The sequence below is a fragment of the Bradyrhizobium sp. 179 genome (assembly GCF_023073535.1).
Lineage (GTDB): Bacteria > Pseudomonadota > Alphaproteobacteria > Rhizobiales > Xanthobacteraceae > Bradyrhizobium.
In genome coordinates, this window is the sequence record NZ_JADPJR010000108.1 from 70349 (window position 1) to 91392 (window position 21044).

Annotated in this window: 16 protein-coding genes and 1 pseudogene; 7 read left to right on the forward strand and 10 right to left on the reverse strand. The window is 63.4% G+C overall.

The window, feature by feature from the left end; genetic code table 11:
- Positions 1 to 77: 77 nt before the first annotated feature.
- The 5 genes and pseudogenes from IVB12_RS25205 to IVB12_RS25225 all read right to left on the reverse strand — a co-directional run bounded on the left by IVB12_RS25205 (position 78) and on the right by IVB12_RS25225 (position 6293).
- Positions 78 to 2006, reverse strand: a complete 1929-nt coding sequence (locus tag IVB12_RS25205) for an alkyl sulfatase dimerization domain-containing protein (protein ID WP_247303081.1) — start codon at positions 2004 to 2006, stop codon at positions 78 to 80.
- A 186-nt stretch (positions 2007 to 2192) separates the two neighbouring features.
- Positions 2193 to 3473, reverse strand: coding sequence for a TRAP transporter large permease subunit (locus IVB12_RS38455; RefSeq protein ID WP_247303394.1), 1281 nt, complete (start codon positions 3471 to 3473; stop codon positions 2193 to 2195).
- A gap of 219 nt (positions 3474 to 3692) precedes the next feature.
- A pseudogene (locus IVB12_RS38460) lies at positions 3693 to 4169 on the reverse strand (TRAP transporter small permease subunit); the annotation flags it as partial.
- A gap of 155 nt (positions 4170 to 4324) precedes the next feature.
- On the reverse strand, positions 4325 to 5326 hold the full coding sequence (locus IVB12_RS25220) for a DctP family TRAP transporter solute-binding subunit (protein WP_247303083.1): 1002 nt from the start codon (positions 5324 to 5326) through the stop codon (positions 4325 to 4327).
- A gap of 196 nt (positions 5327 to 5522) precedes the next feature.
- Positions 5523 to 6293, reverse strand: coding sequence for a methyltransferase domain-containing protein (locus tag IVB12_RS25225; RefSeq protein ID WP_247303085.1), 771 nt, complete (start codon positions 6291 to 6293; stop codon positions 5523 to 5525).
- A gap of 142 nt (positions 6294 to 6435) precedes the next feature.
- Between IVB12_RS25225 and IVB12_RS25230 the strand changes: the two genes are divergently transcribed.
- Positions 6436 to 7179, forward strand: a complete 744-nt coding sequence (locus IVB12_RS25230; protein ID WP_247303395.1) for an SDR family oxidoreductase — start codon at positions 6436 to 6438, stop codon at positions 7177 to 7179.
- Between the two features lie 285 nt (positions 7180 to 7464).
- On the opposite strand, the gene IVB12_RS25235 is transcribed toward IVB12_RS25230, so the two are convergent.
- The 4 genes from IVB12_RS25235 to IVB12_RS25250 all read right to left on the reverse strand — a co-directional run bounded on the left by IVB12_RS25235 (position 7465) and on the right by IVB12_RS25250 (position 11432).
- Complete coding sequence (locus IVB12_RS25235; protein WP_247303087.1) at positions 7465 to 8067, reverse strand: hypothetical protein; 603 nt, start codon at positions 8065 to 8067, stop codon at positions 7465 to 7467.
- A 39-nt stretch (positions 8068 to 8106) separates the two neighbouring features.
- Complete coding sequence (locus IVB12_RS25240) at positions 8107 to 8736, reverse strand: hypothetical protein (RefSeq protein ID WP_247303089.1); 630 nt, start codon at positions 8734 to 8736, stop codon at positions 8107 to 8109.
- The gene (locus IVB12_RS25245) at positions 8733 to 9776 is read right to left on the reverse strand and encodes a TAXI family TRAP transporter solute-binding subunit (RefSeq protein WP_247303091.1); all 1044 of its coding nucleotides are present in this window, start codon (positions 9774 to 9776) and stop codon (positions 8733 to 8735) included. Before IVB12_RS25245 ends, IVB12_RS25240 begins: the two co-directional genes overlap by 4 nt.
- Positions 9777 to 9839: 63 nt before the next feature.
- Positions 9840 to 11432 (reverse strand): hypothetical protein, encoded by a 1593-nt coding sequence (locus IVB12_RS25250; protein WP_247303093.1) that lies wholly within the window; start codon positions 11430 to 11432, stop codon positions 9840 to 9842.
- A 482-nt stretch (positions 11433 to 11914) separates the two neighbouring features.
- Here IVB12_RS25250 and IVB12_RS25255 point away from each other — a divergent pair, with 482 nt between their 5' ends.
- A complete protein-coding gene (locus IVB12_RS25255) occupies positions 11915 to 12892 on the forward strand; it encodes an NADPH:quinone oxidoreductase family protein (RefSeq protein ID WP_247303095.1) in 978 nt (325 codons plus the stop codon).
- A 383-nt stretch (positions 12893 to 13275) separates the two neighbouring features.
- Positions 13276 to 14664: an MFS transporter gene (locus tag IVB12_RS25260; protein ID WP_247303098.1), complete on the forward strand. Its 1389-nt coding sequence runs from the start codon at positions 13276 to 13278 to the stop codon at positions 14662 to 14664.
- Between the two features lie 15 nt (positions 14665 to 14679).
- Here IVB12_RS25260 and IVB12_RS25265 read toward each other — a convergent pair whose 3' ends face one another.
- Positions 14680 to 16284 (reverse strand): radical SAM protein, encoded by a 1605-nt coding sequence (locus tag IVB12_RS25265; protein WP_247303100.1) that lies wholly within the window; start codon positions 16282 to 16284, stop codon positions 14680 to 14682.
- 333 nt (positions 16285 to 16617) lie between these two features.
- Between IVB12_RS25265 and IVB12_RS25270 the strand changes: the two genes are divergently transcribed.
- The 4 genes from IVB12_RS25270 to soxX are packed head-to-tail and all read left to right on the forward strand — an operon-like array spanning position 16618 to position 21030.
- Positions 16618 to 17067: a (2Fe-2S)-binding protein gene (locus IVB12_RS25270; protein WP_247279253.1), complete on the forward strand. Its 450-nt coding sequence runs from the start codon at positions 16618 to 16620 to the stop codon at positions 17065 to 17067.
- Positions 17068 to 17079: 12 nt separating this feature from the next.
- The gene (locus tag IVB12_RS25275) at positions 17080 to 19266 is read left to right on the forward strand and encodes a molybdopterin cofactor-binding domain-containing protein (RefSeq protein WP_247303103.1); all 2187 of its coding nucleotides are present in this window, start codon (positions 17080 to 17082) and stop codon (positions 19264 to 19266) included.
- A gap of 53 nt (positions 19267 to 19319) precedes the next feature.
- On the forward strand, positions 19320 to 20591 hold the full coding sequence (locus IVB12_RS25280; protein WP_247303105.1) for an NAD(P)/FAD-dependent oxidoreductase: 1272 nt from the start codon (positions 19320 to 19322) through the stop codon (positions 20589 to 20591).
- The gene (gene soxX, locus IVB12_RS25285; RefSeq protein ID WP_247303107.1) at positions 20584 to 21030 is read left to right on the forward strand and encodes a sulfur oxidation c-type cytochrome SoxX; all 447 of its coding nucleotides are present in this window, start codon (positions 20584 to 20586) and stop codon (positions 21028 to 21030) included. The genes IVB12_RS25280 and soxX overlap by 8 nt, the downstream gene beginning before the upstream one ends.
- Positions 21031 to 21044 lie beyond the last annotated feature (14 nt).

Genomic DNA, 21044 nt, shown 5'->3' on the forward strand with positions numbered 1-21044 from the left:
ACCCCTCATCCGGCGCTTCGCGCCACCTTCTCCCACAAGGGGAGAAGGAAACAGGTCAGAGCCAACGGACCGCGCGCCTAGCTCACCACCGCTCGCTTCGGCTCGACGATCTCGAACATGCGCGGGAATTCGTCCATCAGGCCCATCAGCTCGGCGAGCCGCATCGGATTGCCTGATAGCTTGATCTTGCCGGCGGCGACCGCCTCCGGAAAGGTCGTCTGTTTCGCAATGACTTCGTCGAGCGTCGCGCGTGTCAGCGTAAAGCTGGCATCCGCGCGCTCCGCCTGCACGCCCTCGGCATAGGTCAACGCAGAGTTCTCCAGATTGAGCACGAAGGTCTCGCCGGTGTCGGAAAAACTCCAGTTCAGCACGATGTGCTTGCCTTCCGCTTTCGGGCCGTTGAGGCGGATGCCGAGCAGGTCCCAGAGCTGCGAGGTGCGCAATGCGGCCAGCGCCTCGCGCGGCATTGGCGGGCGCGGCGCCGTCTTCGGCATGCCGTTTCGCAGCTCCTGCGCGCCGAACAGATAGGCGTTGCGCCAGGTCGCGCTTTCGGCGGCATAGCCGAGCTGCTCGAGCGTATCCGCCAGCAACGCGCGCGCCGCCTGATTATCCGGCTCGGCGAAGACGAGATGGCCGAGCGCTTGCGCGATGAAACGAAACTCGCCCTTGTCGAAATCCGTCCGTGCCCGCGCCAGAATGGCATCCGCACCACCCATGTATTCGACATACTTCTTGCCTGATTCCACCGGCGGCAGCGGATCGAGATTGACCGGATTGGCGTCGTACCAGCCGAGATATTTCTGGTAGATCGCCTTCACGTTGTGCCGGATGTGGCCGTAATAGCCGCGGCCGTGCCAAGCGGCCTCAAGGCTCTTCGGCAGCTGGATCGTCTCGGCGATCTCGGCGGCGGTAAGGCCGTGGTTCATCAGGCGGATGGTCTGGTCGTGCGCGAATTTGTAGAGATCGCGCTGCTGCCGGATCATGGTGCCGATGCGCTCCCGCCCCCACACCGGCCAGTGATGCTGGCCGCACATCGCCTCCGCCTTGCCGTCCCAAAGCAGCAGGGCCTCGCCCAGATATTTCGACCAGGCCAGCGCATCGCGCACGTCGGCGCCACGGAACGGCAGCAGATTGTGGAAATTGTGGGTGCAGTTCTCGGCAAGGTTCAGCAGCTTGTAGCGCGGGACGAAGAAATGCATCTCCGCCGGCGCTTCGCTGTTCGGCGCCATCTGAAATTCGAACTCGACGCCGTCGATGACACGCGTCTCGCCGGTCGCCATGATCAAGTCGGTCGGGCGCAGCAGTGCGACCGATCCCGCCGCCATCGACTTGCCGAGCCCGCAATCCACCTGCCCGCGTACGCCCTTCGCGAGAAAGGGACCGAACTGGTACTGCGCCCGGCGCAGCATCGCCGGTCCGGCGATGATGTTCTCGGAGACGGCGTGCTCCATGAACAGGTTCGGCGCGATGATCGGCACGCGGCTGGCCGCCAGCGCCTCTTCCTCCAGCACGCCGCGCGCGCCGCCCCAATGATCGGTGTGGGTGTGCGTGAAGATGACGGCCGCGACCGGGCGCTTGCCACGATGGCTGAAGTAGAGATCGAGCGCGGCGCGCGCGCCCTCGATCGAGGTCAGGGTATCCACGACGATGACGCCGCTGTCGCCCTCGATCAGCGTCATGTTGGCGATGTCGAACCCGCGCACCTGATACACGCCGGGCACGACCTCGAACAAGCCGTGATGCATGTTGAGCCGCGACTGCCGCCACAGGCTCGGATTGACGGTGGCTGGCGCCCGTTCAGCAGAGAGAAAGCCGTAAGGCTCCAGGCTCCAGACCGTCCGCCCTTGCGGATTTGTGATCGTCGCGTTCTCGATCGTGCCGAGAAAACCGCGCGCGGCATCGTCGAAATCGCGCCTGTCTAAAAACGGCAGCGCGTTCAGCATGGCGTCATGCTGCGCGATGACGGAGGGAGAAGCGTCTTTCGATTCGTTGTTGGGTTCAGCCATGTTGCTCTCCTCCCGGACAGTGCCCCATTCCCTTCGCGCCTTGTGAAAGAAGGCGGCGCGAAGCGCTGGATGAGGGGTCTCTCTCCGCGAACTCAATTGCGCGAGCGTCACGCGCAGAGAGAGACCCCTCACCCGTCTCGCCGCTGCGCGGCGAGCCACCCTCTCCGACAAGGAGAGGGCTATCAGCTACATCCCCAGCAGCCTCGGCAGCCACAACGACAGACCCGGCCAATACGTCACGACCACCAGGAAGCACAGCATCGTCAGCAACCAGGGCCACACCGCGACGGTGAGCTCGGTGATGCCCATCTTGGCGATACCTGATGCGACGTAGAGATTGAGGCCGACGGGCGGATGGCACAGCCCGACCTCCATATTGACCGTCATCAGGATGCCGAAATGAATCGGATCGATGCCGAGCTTGACCGCGACCGGAAACAGGATCGGCGCCATGATCAGGATGATCGAGGACGGCTCCATCACGTTGCCCGCCAGCAGCAGCAGGAGGTTGACGAGCAGCAGGAAGCCGATCCAGCCCAGGCCCTGGTCGATCATCCATTGTGCCAGCGCCTGCGGCACGTTCTCGTAGGTCATCAGGAACGAGAACAGCACCGCGTTGGTGATGATATAGAGCAGCATCGCCGATAGGTTCGCCGACGACAGCAGAACCCGCGGCACGTCGCGCAGCTTCAGATCCTTGTAGATGAACACTGCGACGATGAAGGCGTAGACCGCGCTGACGGCGGCAGCTTCCGTCGGCGTGAACAGGCCGCTATAGATGCCGCCGATCACGATGACGATCAGCAAAATGCCCCAGATCGATTTGCGAAATGCGTCGAGACGCTGGAGGAACGTAGCCTTCGGCATCCGCGGATAGTCGTTGCGCCAGGCCCGATAGAATGTCGTCGCCCCAAGCAGCGAGGCCAGCACCAACCCCGGCACGATGCCGGCGATGAACAGCTTGCCCACCGAGCTGTTGGTGGAGACGGCGTAGAGAACCATCGGGATCGACGGCGGAATGAGAATGCCGAGCGAGCCGGAGGTCGTGATCACTCCCGCCCCGAACCGCTTGGGAAATCCTTGCGCGACCATCGCAGGCAGGATCACCGAGCCGATCGCCACCACGGTCGCCGGCGAGGAGCCGGAAATCGCCGCGAACAGCGCGCAGGCGACCACGCCGGAGAGTGCGAGGCCGCCGTACCAATGGCCGACCAGCGCGGTCGCGAACGTGATCATCCGGCGTGCCACGCCGCCATGGGTCAGGAAGTTGCCGGCGAGAATGAAGAACGGGATCGCCATGATCTCGAAATTCTCGATGCCGGTGAACAGCTTCAGCGCCACCGATTCCGTGCGCACGTCGGTCAGCGTGAACATGAAGCTGAGCACGGTCAGACCAAGCGCGATCGAGATCGGCATGCCCGTCAGCATCAATGACAGCAGCAGCGCGAACACGATGGCGACGCGCAGGCCTTGCGGCAGTGTGATGACGTGGCCGGCATGCGCAAAGCACAGGGCGACGATCAGAACCGGCAGCAGCATCAGGATCCAGCCGAGCGGGCTGCGCTCGTCCCTGGCGACCTGGCTGGGCGTGACCGGGGCCGGATGCACCGGATCCGCTTCGACGCCCTCGACGCCCGCCATGTCGTGATGCGGCAGCTCGCCGGTGCGGTAGAACGACCACGCTACTTGCAGGAAGCGGAAGCACATCAGGCCGGAGCCGAGCGGGATGGTGAGATACACCATCCACATCGGCGCTTCGAGATCGTTGGACTGCTGGCCCGTCTGCCACATCTGGCCGACGAACGCGGCCCCGAAATAGCCCACGATGGCGGTGAAGAGCGCGCCGCACAACAGCCCGAAGGTGATAACGCGACGGCGCGATCCGCCCGGAAGGATGTTGACGAGCACGTCGACGCCGACATGGATGCCGGTGCGCACGCCGTAGGCCGCGCCGAACTTCGCCATCCAGATGAACATGTAGATGCAGAGCTCTTGCGCCCAGGACAGGTCGAGCGAAGCAAGCCACACGAACACAGCGCGCGCGGGTACGGCGAGGAAAGCCAGGTTGCGGGCTTCGGCCCATTTGGCGATATCGATCGACAGCCCTGCCCCGTAGCGGTGCAGCACGGCGACGAAGATCAGAAACGTCGCAGCCGCGATCATCGTCGCGATCAGCCATTCCTCGAGATGATCGAGAAAACGATTCAGTACCCGCAGCAACTTGGTCCCCCCAGCATTGGCTCGTCCATTCAAGAGCGAAACGGCCGGGAGTGCGATCACCCCCGACCGTTGTTATTGTTCTTATTAGGGCGCGGCCGTCAGTTCATCTTGACGTCGAGTTCCTTGGCGAGGAGATCGAGCACCTCCTGCCCGACCCGGCCCTTCGCCCATTTGTAGGTCGGCTGCATCGCCTCCTGCCACGCTTTGCGATCGGCGTCGCTGAGATAATGCAGCGTCGTCTTGCCCGTCTTCTTGATCTCGGCCAGCGCGTCCTCGTTCTCCTGGCGCGCGATCGAGTTGGTGTAGTCGGTCGCCTCCGCCATCGCCTTGTCGAGCTGGGTGCGGATGTCGGGCGGCAAGCCCGACCAGAATTTCGAGTTGACGATGACGGCATATTGCAGATGCGCGTGATAAGAGACGGTGATGTCCTTCTGCACCTCGTAAAACTTTTGCGTCAGATAGTTGGACGCCGTGTTCTCGCAGCCGTCGACCACGCCGGTCTGGAGCGCCTGATAGACTTCGGAGAACGCCATGATCTGCGGGATCGAGCCGACCAGGCGGAAATACTGGTCGGCAATCTTCGATCCCGAGATGCGGAACTTGAGGCCCTGGAAATCGGTCGGCTTCATCAGCGGGCGATTGGCGGAGACCATGTGGAAGCCGTTGTCCCAATAAGCGAGCCCGGTGATGCCCTTGGCCTCGAGCTTCTGGAACAGCCACTTGCCGACCGTGCCCTTCATCGCGTTGGCATAGGTCTGGTCGTCCTTGAACAGCCACGGCAAGTCGAGCGCCTCGAACTCCTTGATGCCGAGTGGCGCGAATTTCGCGGTCGACGGCGCGAGCATCTGCACCGAGCCGAGCTGGAGCGCCTCGATCTCCTCCTTGTCCTTGTACAGCGTGGAGTTCGGATAGACCTCGACTTTGACCTTGCCGTCGGTGTACTTCTCAGCGAGCTCCTTGAATTTCAGCGCGCCCTTGCCCTTCGGAGTATCGTTGGCAACGACGTGGCTGAACTTGATGACGACGGGGTTCTGGGTCTGGGCAGCGGCGGAGGCCACGAGAATGGCCGTGGCGGCGACCGCAACAAGCAGCTTGCGCATGAAGTAACCTCCCAACAACCTCGAAAGCCGGGTTCTTTTTGTTTTTCAGGTCAGTAGTGGCAGCAATCTGCCACCCGAACAACTAGACCTAAGCCCAATTTGCCGCAGCCAAGCTAACTTGACGGCGGCCGGGTGCGCAACCCGGAGCCCGCTACAGTGCAAGGAAGCGAGCGCTTATGCCGCATTGCGGCAGCCATCAGCTTTTGCGCTGGGCGACTATGAAGAGACGCCGGAACGGGAACAGCGTCTGCCCCGCCGCATTCTTCGGATAGGCCTTTGCAACGCGCATCCCATAGGCCGCTTCGAACGCGGCCTTCTCATCTCCCTGCAACACATCGAGATAGCGCGTCAGCCAGGTCCCCTTGGTCCATTCCTTCACGGGGTTCTCGCCTTCGAGCACTTGCAGATATTCCGTCTCCCAGATGTCGATATGGGCCGACATCGGTGCAAGCAGATCATGATATAAGGCCGGCGCTTCGACCGGCGGTGGCGTAACGAGATGCGCGACCTTGGACCGCCAGGGACCATTCAGCGCGGTCTCGCCGATCAGCACGTGCGACGGTGCGGTGAAGTTGCGCGGCATCTGCACCGCGAGCATGCCGCCGGGGGTCACCTTCTCCATCACCGACGGAAACAGCGCCGCGTGATTGGGCAGCCAGTGCAGTGCGGCATTGGAATAGATCAAGTCGTACTGTTTGGCAGGGCGCCAGTGGCCAAGATCCTCATGCGACCATTCCACGTCGGGCGCGGCCTTGCGTCCCGCCGCGACCATCTCGGCCGAGCCCTCGACTCCCGTCACGGTGGCCTCAGGCCAACGCTCCCTAATCAGTTTCGTCACGTTGCCGGCGCCGGCGCCGAGATCGGCGATCGCGCGCGGTGCGAAATCCGGAATCCGCATCAACAGATCTACGGCGGGCCGGAGCCGGTGGCCGGAGAACTTCAGATATTGCTGCGGGTCCCAAACCATCGCTCGCGCCTTTTCTTTTTCGTGTTTCCTTCGCCGAAGCTTCTGGTTACCACTGCTAGTCCCGGTCGGGCAATTCGCAAGGCCGCAGGACGGGGCAGGAAACGAAAGCAACAGCCAGAAGCAATCGAGAAGGCGTGTGACCATGGACCTCGGGCTCAAATCGAAAACCGCTGTCGTCACGGGCGCGAGCATCGGCATCGGCCGCGCCATCGCCAAGGGCCTTGCCGCCGAAGGCGTGCGCGTCGTGGGCGTGGCGCGGCGGAACGCCCTGCTCGCCGAACTGGTGAAAGAAGTCGGCGGCGGGTTGATTGCTCCGTTCGAGCAGGACGTGATGGCGAAGGACGCCGCCGAGAACATCGCGGCCTTCGCCGTGCGCGAGCTCGGCCATGTCGACATCCTCGTCAACAATGCCGGTGGCAGCCGTCCGCTGCCCGTCGATGCGCCCGACAGCAAATGGGACGAGGCGATGGCGCTGAATTTCACCAGCTACCGCCGCATCGCGCACGCGCTGCTGCCGCAGATGATCGAACGCAAATGGGGCCGCATCGTCAATATCACGGGCAAGTCCGAGCCGGAGGGCCTGAACGCCGCCTTCGCCGCCAAGGCCGCCGTGCACGCCTGGGCCAAGGGCCTGTCACGCGAGATCGGCGCGCACGGCATCACCATCAACTGCATCCCGCCCGGCCGCATCATGAGCGAGCAGATCCGCCGCAACTACCCGCCGGATTATCGCGAGCGCTTTGCCGAGGAAGAGATCCCGGTCGGCTATTGGGGCGAGCCGGAGGATCTCGCCGCGCTCGCGGTGTTCCTGGCATCACCGGTGGCGCGCTACATCACGGGCACGGTGATCCCGGTGGACGGCGGCTTGCGGAGATATCAGTTTTAGGGCGGGCTGCTGATCCGCTCGGCCCGCGAATGCATGCGGGGTGCGGTTTGCTGGCAGGGCCGTCGCATATGATCTCTTGGAACGGCCTAAGCAAGCGCCTCGTCCTTCGAGACGACCGCTTGCAGCGGTCTCCTCAGGATGAGGCTAATTGGCATCGAGCCCGTTGAACTGCTGCCGCACACTCCGCCCCCATCCTGAGGAGCCCGCCAAAGCGGGCGTCCCGAAGGATGGGCCGCAGAGAATCCTGCTTGCCATATGCGATTGCCCTGGGTTTGCGGGCGGACCTCACGGTTTGACGTAGCTCCAGCCCTGTTCCTGCAGCTCCATGACACGGACGACACCGGATTTGACAATTGTGGCCTGTGGAATCAGGCTTATGTCCTTGTTCTCCGCCTTACGCATGTTTTCCTGCGTGTTGCCGCAAGCCTTGAAGGCGATTTCGGGATTGCTCATCGCGAGCACCTCGATCCGAGGCTTTACCGGCGAGGTGTCGTCACGCAGCATGTGAAGACCTGGGCCAAAGGTGACAACCTCGATCGATACTGGTTCACCGCGATCGCGGTAGTATTGCGCGACGTTGGTCGCATTGTTGAGTGTGAGGTTCATCATCGCAGGTTCGTTGGAATTGACCTGCAGGATCAGCCGGTGCGGCTTGCTGGCGCTCTCCGTTTTTGTCGCCTGCGTCACCATCGTGTTGTTCGCAGCGGCCTGCTTGCTCGTGTGGTTATGCTCCGGCTTTCTCGCCTGCTTCTGTCGTGCCGGATGCTTCGGGTAGCTCGCGTGACTGTTCGCACTCGCCTGCGGGAGCCACTGGTTGTCCTGCTGCGCCTGCGCGCTTGGTCCGACCAGAAGCAGCATCGCCAAGCCGCTGATGACGGCCGTCGTCAAGTTTGGATTGATCATCTCGTGTCTCCCGTTCCCTGACCATCACTTTCCTGGTCTGGCGACGGCATGTGGCCATTTGCATGCAGCCCCCATTTTTTTGCGCACATTCTTGAATCCGCTGAGCAGGAAGTGTCCCTCTTGCACCGCGCCAGTACGGGTGGAAAGACGCACATCGATGTAACCGTCATCGGGCAGCGACCTCAGCAATTGCACGACGTCGCCGCCGAAAGCGACGCCAGAGCCGAATGACGGCGAGGCTGCCGTGAGTTGCATTGGCGGCTCCGCATTGAGCTGAAAGGTGACGACGTATTCGTTTGCATTGCGTGACACCGTCGGTCCTGTGACCATGACTTCCGTGCGGCCTTTGCGGCAGTGGATTGCGAGTTGCATCGCCGCGCCATCCGAGCCGCCAATGGAAGAGGTGGTGGCGGTGACGATTGGTGAATAGTCGACCGGCGAAGTGGTCTCGCTGACCAGCCAGCTATCGTCCGACGCCCGCCGGCCGGGCGGCGGAATCTTGCGGGACAGATCTTGTAGACATTCCAGCCGGACCGCCCCCTCCATCGCCGAACAAGTCCGAAGTGCTTCCATGGGATCACTCGTGTTTTGCGCGTAAGCGATTCCGCAGGCGACGTTCAAGGCGAGGGCGATCGGAGGAGCGGCAGTCTTCATGGCCTCGCCTGTACGCTGCGCGCCTTGCGATCCAACCATACCTGCGCAGCTCGGAAGCGGGTGAGCCCTGGAACCTCTGCCGCGAGATTGATCGACTGCCATTTCGGATCGAAGCCTGGAGCCTGCAGGCGGTCGATTCGCGAGAACAGGTACTCGACAAGGCGCGCCACGCGTTGGTAGCGATTCGAACGTTGCGGCCAGTTGAAGGCAACGAGCGCTGTCGGCACCGCGATGGTCGAGACCCGCTCGCCTTGCCTGATCAGATTGGGATACTCATTGGCGTCCAGGCTCGCGGGCAGATAATAGTCCTCGAACTTGCTGTCGTAAGGGACCGGGAGGAACTTGAATCCAGCCTCCCAGCGGCCCTTTACGAAGGCGTCGACCGGTTTCGATGTGATGAACACCACGGCCGACATCTCGCCCTTGCGCATCTGTTCCAAGGCCACTTGATGCGGAATGAATGTCTTGTCGACATCGATGCCGAGACGGCTGAAGATCAGTGGTCCTGAATAGGCGGCTGCGGTGCCCAGAGTGTTGAAGTTCACTTTCTTGCCGGCAAGATCCTGCAGAGTCGCGATTTCCGGTCGCACGAAAATGTGCAGTTCGGATGGGAAGAGATTGAGCAGATACGTGATGCGGCTTCGGATCTGCGGTGCCTGAACCTTGTACTCTTCGAGTGCGTCGGAATTGATGATGGCGGTATCGACGCCACGCAAGTAGAGCAGCGCATTCAGATTGTCGGTGGCGCCCCGGGTGACGATCGGCAGGAGATGCAGGTCTGCTCCGTCATCGACGACGCGAGCCATTTCTGCGGCGAGGCGGATCGGCGCGCCCTCGAGCAGGCCGCTGGCGAGCCCGACCGTCCAGGCGTTCATCCGGTCTTTTTCGTTCTCTAGCGGGAGCGGCCGTCGGACCATTTGCGCCTCGGCCCTGGCGCTTTTTCCGGTTTGCGCTTCCAGGCGAGCCGGCTGAAGCATCGAGGCGAATGTCGTCAGCGCGGCGAGCAGAAGCAACGAGGTTGAATTTGGCACCCTGTTCATGTCGTTCCCTTCTGGATCATCTGTCGCAACCTTTCGTCCCGCCGCAATGCAACGGGCCGATTCTCAGCGCCGCAGCGCATCCAGCCGTTCCTTCGCTTCGCGAATACCGCCCCGGTGTGCCTTCGCGTAGAGTTCTCGCGCCTTGGCCGCTTCGCCGCGCGTTCCATAAGTCCCCCAGGCGGATAAGACCGCCGGATCATAAGTCTCCGCGAGCATGAAGCTTGCCTGCGCAATGTCCTTCTCAGCCGCGAGCTCGAGGACAATCCGCGCTGCACCGATATTTCCCTGGTCGAGCAATGCCCTGGCGCGCGGGATCAATCGGGCCTCCGCCTCGTTTTGATTTGCGGCTGTCGGCGCCTCTGGTACGGTCACTTCCACGTTCTGCCTCGCCGGCAAGAGGACGCCTTCATTCGTTTGCTCCACCGGCAGGCGCACATCGGTCAGGCCCGTTGCCGATGCGCCGGCTCTTTCCCGAGCTTCCACCGCGCTCCGCTCCTGTTGCAGCGACTGCCGCAACTCGGCAATCTCGCGCGTCGTTGCCTGTCTCTGCTGCGAGGCCGCATCGGCCGCCTCGCGCAATTGCACGTTCCGGGTTTCGATCTCACGGCGCGTTTCCGCAAGTTCTCTCGCGAGCGCGGTTGCATGCGCCTGGGCCTCTTCGAGAGCGCGACGTTGTTGTTCGGCATTGGCCGTCATCGCTTGCGCTACTTTGGCTCCCGCGACGAGGTCGGCATTCTTCTGCCGCTCGTCTTGCAAAGGCTGCCGCAACTCCGCAATCTCCCGCTCCGCCGCCTCGCTTTGTTCCGCTGCCGCAGCTTCCGCCATGAGCGATCCGCGAGGTATTCCGGCGAGTTCGCTCGCGAGTGCGGCGGCGCGTGCCTGCGCCTCGTGGCGTTGTTGCTCAGCGCTCGCTGCTGCTGCCTGCGCGGTGTTCGCCTGCTTCACGAGCAGGCCGCTTCTTTGCCGCTCCTGCTGAAGGGACTGCTGCAGTTCTGCGATCTCGCCCGCCGCCGCCTCTCTCTGCTGCGCGGCCACTTCGTCCGCCTTTCGGGATTGTGCCTTACCAGCATCGATCTCGCGGCGGGCTTCGGCAAGTTCGTTCACGAGCGCGGCGCTGTGGGCTTGCTCCTGTTGAAGTGATTTCCGCAGCTCCTCCGCGGCGACTTCCACCGTCTGCGTGCGCAGGACTTGCTCGTCGAGCACTCGGTGCGCCTCGGCCAGCTGATTGGCGAGTGCTTCAACGCGCGGAGCGTTTTCGTCCAGCCGCTGCTGAGCTCGAACCACGCTTGCCGGCTCCGCGTGCATCAGGGCTCCGGCCGTTTCGTGCTGAAGGAGAGCTAGCGATCCGGTCGTGATTTCCGGCCGCTGATCGAGGCTGAGGGCGCTCTCACTGCCGATGCGCGTCATGTCCGGTAACGTTTGCGCATTGAAGGGCTCGAACACACCGAGCAGGGAAGCGCCAACTAGGATGATGGGAACAAAAATGGCAACCGCCACCAGCCAACTGCCCGATCGTTCCTCCTCTGGATCGGCATCCTCGATTACCGGACACCAATGGGTCGGCGCAGGATTGATGGGAGAGCCGTCCTGCCAGACCCATTTGCCCGCCTCCGATGACCAATGGCCAACCTCAACAGCCCCGGTCGCATCTTCCACCCAGATGCATTCTCCGTTCCTCGGTGCAGTATCAATTGGTCGGCGCATGGATCAGGCCTCGTTCGACAGCGAGTCCGTTGCGGCGAATAGCTCGACCTGTTCGCACGGTTTCAGTCCTCGCCCAAAACACCCTTAGATCGAAATAACCACTTATAATTATTAAATATTTAAATGTATTAACCATATAATTTTGACGCTGTACAAAAGTCAAATTAAATCATGCATGCGGGCACGGACCGCACCAGCGCATCGCCTGAAGCAAGTCTGGTCCGTCTCGGCGGATCTCCAGGTCGACAACCGCCGCGATCTGGCGCTGTTCAAGGTCAGCCGTCAGCAGATGGACTTCCAGCGAAGGTTCGTTTGATGAAGTTCGAAGGCAACCGATGGGCGCTATTGCCGGAGGAGGAAGCGAACAATACCATTTGCTTTTCGAGCGGCAGCGGAGCTTCGTCCTCGCCCGACGCCAGGTTTGGGAACGAGTCATGAGAGCAGTTGTCGTCGAAAACTACGATCGCATTGAAAACATCGCCATCAAGGAGGTCGCGAGGCCGGAGCTGTCGCCAGGGCGCGTCAGGGTTCGGGTCCAGGCGGCCGCGGTCGGGTTCGTGGACGGCTTGAAGGTGCAGGGCCTCTACCAGACCAAGGACCCTCTGCCTTTTACGCCCGGCTCGGAATTTGCGGGCGTCGTCGATGAGGCGGCTTCCGATGTGGCGGGCTTTGCACGAGGGACGCCGGTCATCGGGATGGTCCGAAACGGCGGCCTTGCAGACTATATTTGCGTTCGGGCCGCAGACCTCTTCGTGACGCCGAATGGCATCGATCCAGAAACGGGCGCCGCCTTCTTTGCCAACTATCTCACGGCACTCTATGCGCTCAGTGCGCGGGCCAAGCTGGTCAGCGGCGAGACACTTCTGGTTTTGGGTGCTGCGGGCGGCGTCGGCATAGCCGCCGTTCAAGTCGGAAAGTTGCTGGGCGCGCGAGTGATCGCGGCGGCATCCACCGAAGACAAGCGAAGATTTGCGATCAGGTTCGGCGCGGATGCCGCCCTGGACTACACGGGTGAGAAGTGGCGCGACGAGCTCAGCGAGCTGACAGGGGGTCACGGCGCCGATGTCATCTATGATCCGGTCGGCGGGGACCTGAGCCTTCAGGCGTTTCGGTCGATCGCGTGGAACGGCCGGCACCTCGTGATCGGCTTTGCCTCAGGGACCATTCCGGCGCTGCGGTTCAACCTGCCCCTCCTGAAAGGGGGTGCGCTGCTGGGCGTGGACCTGGCCCAGATCGGCCGTCGAGAGCCGGAGGTACGAGACCGTTCGGTTGCCCAATTGTTTGACTGGCTCAGCAACAAGACGCTTATTCCGGTTGTCGGAAAGGTTTTCCCTTTCGAGGAATTCCGGGATGCGTTCGCGGCGATGACAACGCGCTCCGCCCTCGGGAAGATGGTTGTCCGGATCAGTTGACGACAGCGGGCATCGAGTCGGCGCGTGACGACAAGATGATCGGATCTGCTGCTCGCAAAGTGGACCGCGCATTCCAGCCGAACCTATGCGGTCCCTGGGCCCAGCGATGGCAAGCTAGCGTCCTGCCGGTGTTTTGCCCGACGTGTCAACGTCGCCGCGACGGCGGATGTCGTCCCGATGCAGCTTGAAAATTCCCTTATCGATCAAACCCATCCCTACTGTGCATGGGGTTGTTTTCGCACTTTTGTCTGAGCGCCCAGCTGCGGGCGTGCGCATACACAGCATGCATGCTTGTCTCTGTGGCAGGCGGCCCGGCCGTAGTACATGCCGAAAGCCCCTCAACACGCCGCCGGTGCAATGCGCAAGGCAATGACAATAACGCAATGACAATCACGTTACCTGCCGCAGCGCGCGAGCCCGATCACACCATTTCCGATGGCCTGCCGGCCGCGCAGCGGCGCTGGGCCATCGCCGCGATCTTCACCGCGTTGGCGATGGCCTCGCTCGACACCGCGATCGCCAATATCGCCCTGCCCGCCATTGCCGCCGACCTGCACGTCACGCCGGAGCAATCGGTCTGGGTCGTCAACGTCTATCAGATCGCGCTGGTGGCGACGCTGTTGCCGCTCGGGGCGCTCGGCGAGATCGTCGGGCACCAGCGCATCTATCTCGGCGGCCTGATCCTGTTCACCATCTCCTCGCTGTTCTGCGCGGTGGCCTGGTCGCTGGACAGCCTGCTCGTCGCACGCACGCTGCAAGGCCTAGGGGCCAGCGGCATCATGAGCGTCAACACTGCCTTGGTCCGCTTCGTCTATCCCGGCCGGATGCAGGGCCGCGGCTTCGGCCACAACGCGCTGGTGGTTGCGACCGCCTTCACCTTCGGGCCGTCCATTGCATCGGCGATCCTGGCGCTCGGCCCGTGGCCATGGCTGTTCGCCGTCAACATCCCGTTCGGCCTGATCGCGATCGGCATCGGCTTTGCAATGCTGCCGAAGACACCGCGCGCCGATCACGGTTTCGACTTTCTCGGCGCGATCCTGGCGTCCGCCTGTCTCGGCCTGTTCATCATCGGCATCGGCAGCGCCGCGCATAATTTGTCGCCGGTGGTTGTCGGCATCGAGTTGGTCTCGGCGCTCGCGCTCGGAATCATCCTGACGCGCCGCCATGCCGGCCATCCCGCGCCGATGCTGCCGATCGACCTGTTCAGCCGGCCGATGTTCGCGCTGTCGGCGGCAACCGCGGTGTGCTCCTTCGCCGTGCAGGGCCTCGCCTTCGTCTCGCTGCCGTTCTACTTCGAGGACGTGCTCGGGCGCTCACAGGTCGAGACTGGATTCTTCATGACGCCATGGCCGCTGGTGGTCGGCATCATGGCGCCGATCGCCGGGCGCCTATCCGACCGCCACGCGGTCGGCCTGCTCGGCGGCATCGGCCTCGTGCTGCTCGGCCTCGGCATGGCGCTGCTCGCGATGCTGCCGGCCAATCCCGCCATTGCCGACATCATCTGGCGGATGGTGATCTGCGGCATGGGATTCGGCTTCTTCCAGGCGCCGAACATGAAGGCGGTCATGTCGAGCGCGCCGCCGCATCGCAGCGGTAGCGCCTCCGGCATCGTCGCCACCGCGCGCCTGACCGGGCAGACCACGGGCGCGGCGCTCGCCGCGGCCTGCTTCGCGCTCGCAGGCCACGACGGCACGACATTGGCGCTGGCGCTCGGCGCAGGCTTTGCCGCGCTCGGCAGCGTGATGAGCTTCCTGCGTCTGGCGGTGAAGTAGGCTCTCGAGCAGGTGTCAAGCCGCCGTCACGTCGACAATCGCCGGAGTGACGGTTTCGTTGTCCAGCGCCGCCAGGCGCTCATCGATGGCAGCGATGACCTTGCGCGAGAACGGTCCGAGATGGGCATAGGCGGCGATCATCTGCACGGCGATGCGCGCCGATGAGGTATCGCGCTTGGCGCAGTTCATGAAAGTCTGCCACAGCGGCCCGCGCGCCTCGGGAAGGGCGGTGACCACACGGTGCACCGTCTCCATCGCGCCGAGCTTGGCGCGCTTGTCGCCTTCCGCGAGTTCGTGGCGCTGCCTGGAACGGTCGAGCAGCGTCATCAAGCGGTCGACGCGTCCTGCATAGGACGAAGGGCTGTAGATGTGCTCGAGTACCCGCTTGTAATCCGTCAGGATGTCACGCAGCGGGCGCACCGGATCGAAGTTGATCCCGGCCGTGCACTGATCGGCGCCGATCGTCGGCGCCACATCGTGGCCCGGATGTAGCCGGCCTTCCCGCTCCAGGCGGCGCGTCAGCTGCGTGTTCGGCAAGGCATAGAGCAGGCCGACCATGCTGACGGGGATCGCTGCCTCCTCGATGAAATCGATCATCGCCTCCGCCATCGAGACCTTCTCGTTGTCGAATCCGACGATGAAGCCCGCGGTGACGAGAATGCCGGCGGCGTAGATCTTGTGGATGCTCTCGGCGATATTGCGCCGCGTGTTCTGCTTCTTCCGCATCGCGACCAGCGTCGCCGGATCAGGGCTCTCAATGCCGACGAAGATGCCAAAGAAATTGGCCGCCCCCATCAGCTCCAGGAGCTCCGGATCGTCGGCGAGGTTGACCGAGGCTTCGGTGGAGAATTCGAACGGATAGCCGTGGGCGCGCTGCCATTCGGCGAGCTGGGGCAGGAACAGCCGCAGCGACTTCTTGTTGCCGATGAAATTGTCGTCGACGAAGTCGAGATGGCCCCGATAGCCCATCTGGTAGAGCGTATCGAGCTCGCGCAGGATCTGCTCGTTGGTCTTGGTCCGCGGCACGCGTCCGTAGAGCTCGATGATGTCGCAGAACTCGCAGGTGAACGGACATCCGCGGGAATACTGCACCCCAAGATAGAGATAGTCCTCGAACTTGAGCAGGTCGAAACGCGGAACCGGCGTCGTGGTGACGTCGGCCTGGAATTTCGGCGCGGTGAAGACGCCTGACCGGGCGCCGCTGTCCCAGGCCGCAATGAATTCGTCGATGACGCTCTCGGCCTCGCCGAGCACCCGGAAGTCGGCCCGCTCATAGATGTGGGGGCTCGAGGTAGGATCGGGACCGCCGACGACCACCGGCTTGCCGGCGGCGCGGCAGAGCTCGATCAGGCGCAGCGTGTCGGCCTGCTGCGGCAACATTCCGCCGGTGAAGACGACGTCCGCCCAGGCGAGATCTTCGTCGCTGAAGGGCGCCGTGTTGCAATCGATCAGCCGGATCGTCCAGCTCTTGGGGAGCATTGCGGCGACGGTGATCAACCCCAAAGGGGCGGCCGGGCGCTTGACGCCCAGCACCTTGCAAGATTCGCCAAAGGTCCAGAAGGACTCTGCCGAGAACAGCGGGTAGAGCATCAGTACGTTGCAGGGACTCGGCACGTTCATGGAACTCCTGTTGGCGGCGGCGCAGTGTACCAAAGTGCCTGCGTCTTGCATCCCGCAAAAGGGACAAACTGTCGCCGCTGTGCTGCGGCGGCGGTCCAGCCTGGAACCGGCGTTCACGGCCGGACGTCGCGTTAAGCCGCGGATTGGCGCCCACGGAAGAGGCGTCAGCTCGAATCGATCGAGAAGGGATGAGGCAAAACAGCGCTTCGGTCCATCCTCTGGAGTGGCAGTGCAATAGCTACCCTCGGACTGTTGATTTGAACAGTTCCAGTTTGCCCGACACATTGCGCCCCTGAGTTCAATCGGTGGATTGGGCCAATCAGGGGACTTGCGATGGCAAATCTAACAATCAACGGAAAAACCTTCACGCTCGACGTCGAGCCGGATACGCCGCTGCTCTGGGCGATCCGCGAGAACGCCGGCCTGACCGGCACCAAATACGGTTGCGGCATTGCACAATGCGGCGCCTGCACGGTTCACATCGATGGCGTGGCGATGCGCTCCTGCGGCGTTTCCGTCAGTGAGGCCGAGGGCAAGAAGATCACCACGATCGAAGGGCTCGCCTCCGGAGATTCGCTGCACAAGGTGCAGGAAGCCTGGATCGCCCAGGACGTGCCGCAATGCGGCTATTGCCAGAGCGGCATGATCATGGCGGTGGCCGCGCTCTTGAACGAGAAGCCGAAGCCGACCGACGCCGACATCGACGAGGCCATCACCAATATCTGCCGCTGCGGCACCTTCGCCCAGGTGCGCGAGGCGATCCACACGATCGCAAGCGCTTAAAGGAGCCGCAACATGAACAAGCATGTCTCGCCCCAAATGAACCGTCGTGCCTTCGTCATCGGCACGGCCGCGGTCGGCGCAGGCCTCGCAATCGGCCTCGACATCCCGTTCGGCGGCCCCGCCGTGGTCCGCGCCGCCGACGGCTCGCCTGAGATCGGCGCCTGGGTCGTGGTCCGGCCCGACGACACCGTGGTGATCCGCATCGCCCGTTCGGAAATGGGTCAGGGCTCGCTGACCGGTCTCGCCCAGCTCGTCGCCGAGGAGCTCGAATGCGACTGGACCAAGGTCACGACCGAATATCCAACGCCCGGCCAGAGCGTCGCCCGCAAGCGTGTCTGGGGCGATTTCTCGACCGGCGGCAGCCGCGGCATCCGCTCCTCGCAGGACTATGTCCGCAAGGGTGGCGCCACCGCGCGCGTGATGCTGATCCAGGCCGCCGCCGATGCGTGGAAAGTGCCGGCATCCGAATGCACGGCCGCGAACAGCGTCATTACCCATACACCCTCGGGCAGGACCACGACCTACGGCAAGGTCGCCGAGGCTGCGGCCAAGCTTAGTCCGCCGGCGGACGTCAAGCTGAAGGATCCGAAGGACTGGAAGCTGATCGGCAAGGGCGTGAAGCGGCTCGACACCGCCGACAAGACCACCGGCGCCATGATCTACGGCATCGACGTCAAGCTGCCCGGCATGTTGAACGCCGCAATCAAGGATTGCCCGGTGTTCGGCGGCAAGCTGAAGAGCTTTGACGAGGCCAAGGTCTCCGACATGAAGGGCGTCAAGAAGGTCGTCAAGGTCGGCGATACCGCGGTTGCGGTCGTTGCCGATACCTGGTGGCACGCCAAGACCGCGCTGGAGGCGCTGCCGATCGTCTGGGACGAGGGCGACAACGCCAAGGTCTCCAGCGAGTCGATTGCGAAATGGCTGGCCGAGGGCCTCGACGATTCGCAGCCGGCCTATGTCGGCAACAAGAACGGCGACGCCAAAGCGGCAATCGCCGGTGCCGCCAAGAAGATCGAGGCCGTCTATAGCTACCCGTACCAGAACCACGCCACCATGGAGCCGATGAACGCCACGGCGCTCTACACCGCGGACAAATGCGAGGTCTGGTGCGGGACGCAGAATGGCGAGGCGGCGTTCGCGGCGGTGCTGGAGGCGTCGGGCCTGCCGGCGGAGAAGTGCGACGTGCACAAGGTGATGCTCGGCGGCGGCTTCGGCCGGCGCGGTCAGACAGACTATGTCCGCCAGGCGGTCATGATCGCCAAGCAGATGCCGGGCACACCGATCAAGCTGTTGTGGTCGCGCGAAGAGGACATGGCGCACGGCAAGTATCACCCGATCACCCAGTGCAAGATGACTGGCGCGTTCGATGCCGACAACAATCTGATCGCGCTGCACTACCGCCTGTCCGGGCAATCGATCCTGTTCTCGCTACGCCCCGAAGCGTTGCAGAATGGCATGGATCCGGCCGCATTCCAGGGCGTCGCCCAATCGGGCGAGGCCGCGTTCGGCTACTCGGTGCCGAACTTGCTGATCGAGCACGCGATGCGTAACCCGCACGTTCCGCCCGGCTTCTGGCGCGGCGTCAACGTCAATCACAACGCGATCTATATGGAATGCTTCATGGACGAACTGGCCGAGGCCGCAGGCCAGGACCCGCTCGAATTCCGCCGCAAGCTGATGGGCAATCACCCCAAGCACCTCGCGGTGCTCAATGCCGTGGCCGAGAAGATCGGCTGGAGCACGCCGGCGCCGCAGGGCGTCTATCGCGGCATCGCGCAGGTCATGGGCTATGGCAGCTATGTCGCCGGCGCCGCCGAAATCTCGGTGACCGATGGCAGCAAGATCAAGGTGCATCGAATCGTCGCCTCCACCGATCCCGGCTACGTCGTCAATCCAGCTCAGGTGGAGCGGCAGATCGCTGGCTCCTTCGTCTATGGCCTCTCCGCGCTGTTCTACGGCGGCTGCACTGTCAAGGACGGCAAGATCGAGCAAACCAACTTCGACACCTACAACTCGATGCGCATCAACGAGATGCCGAAGGTCGAGACGGTGATGGTGCCGAGCGGCGGGTTCTGGGGCGGCGTCGGCGAGCCGACCATCGGCGTCGCGGCGCCGGCGGTGCTCAACGCCTACTTCGCGGCAACGGGCAAGCGCATCCGCTCGGTGCCGCTGCGCGACCAGAACATCACCTTCGCCTAAGAGAGCGCTGCGGCTGCCACAACGGCAGCCGCAGCATTTTCCGGACAAGTCTCATGAATGCGCCGGTGACACGGCGGAATGCCGTCCTCGGCATCACCGCTGCGGCCACATCGCTCGCCGCACCTTCGATCCTGCGCGCGCAATCGGCGGGCCGCGTCGTCGTGGTCGGCGGCGGCTTTGGCGGCGCGGCCTGTGCCCGCGCGCTCAAGCGTGCCGACGCGAAATTGCAGGTGACCCTGATCGAGCCGAACAAGACCTTCATCTCCTGCCCCTTCAGCAACGAGGTGATCGCGGGCCTGCGCGAGATCGAGGCGCAGCAGTTCGGTTACGACAAGCTCACCGCCGAGGGCATCAGTGTCGTCGCTCAGGCTGCGACGGCCATGGACACGCAAAAGCGCAGCGTGACGGCGGCCGATGGCGAAGCGTTCGGTTATGACCGTCTCGTGCTATCGCCCGGCATCGACTTCCATGTCGAAGCGCTGCCCGGCTATGACGACGCCGCGTCGGAAAGGATGCCGCACGGCTGGAAGGCGGGTGCGCAGACACTGCTACTGCGCAAGCAATTGGAGGCGATGGCGGACGGCGGCACCGTCGCGATCGCAATTCCCGCCAATCCCTCGCGCTGTCCGCCAGCGCCTTACGAGCGTGCCAGCCTGATTGCGCATTACCTGAAGACGAACAAGCCGCGCTCGAAGGTGCTGATCCTCGACGCCAAGGACAGTTTCTCGCAGCAGCGGCTGTTCGAAACGGCATGGAAGGAGCTCTACGGCGATATGATCGAGCGCGTCGCGCTATCGCAAGGCGGCCGCGTCACGTCGGTCGATGCCGCAACCAGAACCATCGTCACCGAGTTCGGCAACTACACCCCTGACGTTGCCAATGTGATTCCGCCGCAGCGCGCAGGGCGCATTGCCGAAATCGCAGGCGCTGCGGATGCAACCGGCTGGTGCCCGATCGATCCCATTACCTTCGAGTCAAAGCTCGTCAAGAATGTCCACGTCATTGGCGATGCCTGCCTCGGCGGCGGCATTCCCAAATCGGCTTCCGCTGCAAGCGCGCAAGGCAGGGCTTGCGCCGCTGCCATCGTGAACCTCCTTGCCGGCCGTGCGCCGGAGACGCCACGGCTCACCGGCGTCTGCTACAACATTGTCGCTCCCAGCTACGGCTTTTCACTTGCCGGCAATTACCAGCCGAAGGGCGACATCTTTGCGGAGGTCGAAGGCGCCGCGACCAGCCCCGTTGACGCGCCGCGCGAGCTTCGCGCGCGCGAGGCGATTGAGGCCGAGCATTGGTTTCAAACCATCACGGCGGACACCTTTGGCTAGAGCATCCGTTCCTATCGCAGCGCTGATCGTCACCAGTCTCGCCCTGGCCTGCGGTGCAAGAGCCGAAGAGCTCGCGCCCTACACAATCATCGGCGACGGCATTCCTGAATCACTCACCGGCGCGCCCGGCGATGCCGTGCGCGGCCGCGCGCTGGTGCTGGCTCGCACGACGACATGCATCCTCTGCCATTCCGGTCCATTCCCGGAAACGCAGTTCCAGGGCGATCTCGCGCCCGATCTCACCGGTGCCGGGAACCGGTGGACGGCGAGCCAGTTGCGGCTTCGTCTGGTCGATGCCTCGCGCTTCAACCCGCAGACCATCATGCCGTCCTATTATCGCAATGACGGGCTTGTGCGCGTCGGGCGCAATTTCGCCGGCAAGCCGATATTGTCGGCCATCGAGATCGAGGACATCGTGGCCTATCTTGCAACGCTTTGAGACTAGGATCGCTC